The following is a 3,208-nucleotide window of genomic DNA, read 5'->3' as shown; positions in this document are numbered from 1 at the left end:
TCCATGTCCGTCAGCAGGTCGGTCCAGACGGTGGTCCAGGTGCCGGTGGAGGATTCTGCGGCTACGGCGGCGGCGGCCTCTTCACGGTCGACGCCGGGCTGCGGACTGATCTTGAACACCGCCAGGAGATCGGTTTCCAGCGGAATGTAGTCCGGCATCCAATAGGTTTCGCGGTAATCCTTCACACCCGCGTCGTATTTCTTGACGGCCATTGGTTGTCTCCTGCGCGTTGTGGAATTCGGTTGGTGAGCGTCGTGGAATTCGGTTAGTGAGAGTAGAAAGACCGATAGCCGATAACAAATAGATAGTTTAGATGATATAGATAGCGAATCGTCTATGTGATGCGATCGGCGGTGGCGATCCTTGAGGGTCGACCGGGGGAGCCCCCGGTCTCGGTGCTGGATTATCACCCAATTCGGCTGTGGTTGGAATGGCTGAGCGAATCGGATTGGCGCGGCGCTCAGCCCGGGCGGGATTCGGCGGCGAGTGCGTGCCGGGGTTGAGCGCTGCGATCCCGTGCCAGGTACAGGTAGACCGCGGGTACCACGAACAGGGTGAACAGCGTGCCGATGGTCATGCCGCTGGCGATCACGAGCCCCATTGCGAAACGCGACCCGGCGCCGGCACCGGTGGCGATCAACAGCGGCACCATGGCGATCACGGTGGCGGTGGTGGTCATCAGAATCGGGCGCAGGCGCAGACTGGCCGCCTCCTCGATGGCTTCGCGTACGGATCTTCCCCGCGCCTGCAACTGGTTCGCGAACTCGACGATCAGGATGCCGTGCTTGGCGATGAGCCCGATCAGGGTCACGAGGCCCACCTGGGTGTAGATGTTCAGCGAGGTGAAGCCGAGGCTGATGAAGACCAGTGCCCCGGCGATCGACATCGGCACGGTCATCAGCATGATCAACGGGTCGCGGAACGACTCGAACTGAGCGGCGAGCACCAGATAGATCACGATCAACGCGAAGAAGAAGGTGACCACGAACTGCGCCCCCTCGGCCTTCAGCTGCCGGGACTGGCCCGCATAGTCGACGGTATAGCCGAGGGGAAGCACGTCGGCGGCGATCCCTTCGACCACGCCCAGCGCCTCGCCCAGCGTGACGCCGGGACGCGGAACCCCGGACAGCGTCACCGCGTTCAGCTGCTGAAAGCGCTGCAGGCTGCGCGGGACCACCGTTTCCTCGAGGGTCACGATGTTCGACAGCGGTACCGGCTCTCCCTCGCGGGTACGGGTGTACAGTTCGCCGAGCTGGTCCGGGTTCAGACGTTCGCTGCGCTGCACCTGGGGGATGACACGGTAGCTGCGGTTGTCCAGCGCGAACCGGCCGGTGAAGCCGCCCGAAAGCAGGGGGGCGAGGTCGGCGGTCAGGGTGGCCATGTCGATCCCCATCTGCGCGGCCTTGTCGCGGTCGATGTTCAGATCGACCCGCGGCTTGTCGAAGTCGAGATCGGAGTCCATGAAGATGAAGCGTCCGGTCTCCATGGCGCGGGAGATGATTTCGTCGGCCAGTTCGCCCAGGTTCTCGATCGGCCCGGTGGACCCGATGACCACGCTCACCGGCGCTCCGCCGCCTCCCGGGCTGGGCAGGGAGGGCGGTTCGATGGCGAAGATGCTCAGCGCCGGGATCCTGTCCAGGCGCGGCTGCAGGTCCTGTTCCAGGATGGCGCTGGTCGCGCGCTCGCGCTGATCCCAGGGGACCATCACGAAACCGCCGATGGCCGCGTTGGTGCTGGGCGTGGCGCCACCGCCGAAGCCGTTGACGATGAAGGTGTTCTGCAGCTCGGGAATCCCATCGGCGAAGTCGTCGATCAGCCGCGTGTTGCGTTCGAGCTGATCCAGCCCCAGGTAGGCGTCGCCCTCCATGATCGAGAACACGAAGCCCTGGTCCTCCGGCGGCTCCAGTTCGGTGTCGCTGGTGACGAAGAGGAAATAACAGGACACCAGCACGATCAGACCGAAGACCAGCAGCGTGAAGCGCTCGTTCAGAGCGCCGTGCAGGCGCCGCCGGTAGCGTTGCTGCAGTCCATTGAAGCGGGCGTCCAGCCAGCGTTCCAGCCGGCCTCCCGGGCGTCCTTCCTCATGCCCGCGGAGGATCTTCGAGCACATCATCGGTGACAGGGTCAGGGCGACGATGCCCGAGATCAGCACCGCGCCGGCCAGGGTGAAGGCGAACTCGACGAACAGGGTTCCGGTCAGCCCGCCGACGAAACCGATCGGCAGGAATACCGCGATCAGCGTCGTGGACATGGCGACGATTGGCCATGCCAGCTCGCGTGCGCCCTGGATGGCCGCGTCGTAGGGCTGCATCCCGTCCTCGATATGCCGATGCACGTTCTCCAGCATGATGATGGCGTCGTCGACGACGATGCCGATCGCCAGGACCATGGCGAGCAGGGTCAGCAGGTTGATGGAAAAGCCCATCAGCAGCATCAGCAGGAAGGTCCCGACCAATGCCAGCGGGATCGCGACCGCCGGGATCAGCACGCTGCGCAACGAGCCCAGGAAAAGGTAGATCACCAGCAGCACGATGCCGAGCGCGAGACCGATGGTCAGGATCACCTCCTCGATCGCGCTCTCGATGTAATCCGTGGAGTCGTAGACGATCTCCGCGTTCAGCCCCTCCGGCAGTTGCGGCTGCACCCGTTCGCGGAAGGCGTCGCGCACCGCGGCGATCACGTCGAGGGCATTGGCTTCGGGCGACAACTCGATGCCGATGAAAGTGGCGGTCTGACCGTTGAAGCGCACGGAGGTGTCGTAGTTCTCGGAACCGAGTTCGACGGTGGCGATGTCCTCGATGCGCACCAGCGCCCCGTCGTCCTCGCGCACGATCAGGCGCTCGAATTCCTCGGGCCGGCTCAGGTCGGTGGCTGCAGTGAGGTCGATGTTGACCATCTGCCCGCGGGTTCGCCCCACCGCGGCGAGCACGTTGTTGGCCTCCAGTGCCGCGCGAACGTCGCGGCCGGTGACGCCGTAGGCGGCCATCCGGTCGGCATCCAGCCACAGCCGCATCGCGAAGGTCTCTCCGCCCAGGATCTCGGCACGCTGCACGCCGGCGATGGTGGACAGTTCCGGTTCGACCACCCGGGTCAGGTAGTCGGTGATCTGGTTGTTGGCGAGTCGGTCGGAGAAAAATGAGAGGTACATCGCGGCGATGCTCTCGCCCACGGAGAGCTCCACCACCGGATCCTCCGCTTCGGCGGGAAG

General features: G+C 64.7%; 1 protein-coding gene and 1 pseudogene. Both read right to left on the bottom strand.

The genetic code is table 11. The features are described 5' to 3' along the window. Nucleotides 1–212: pseudogene (rbcL, locus tag EA346_RS00185) on the bottom strand (ribulose-bisphosphate carboxylase large subunit); the annotation flags it as partial. Between the two features lie 248 nt (nucleotides 213–460). Continuing rightward, the coding region (locus EA346_RS00180; RefSeq protein WP_296754119.1) for an efflux RND transporter permease subunit at nucleotides 461–3,208 on the bottom strand (2,748 nt) is incomplete at its 5' end.

The organism is Thioalkalivibrio sp. (assembly GCF_007692535.1).
Classification (GTDB): Bacteria; Pseudomonadota; Gammaproteobacteria; order Ectothiorhodospirales; family Ectothiorhodospiraceae; genus Thioalkalivibrio.
Note: the sequence above shows the minus strand (reverse complement) of the source record. Positions and strands in the feature narration are given on the sequence as shown.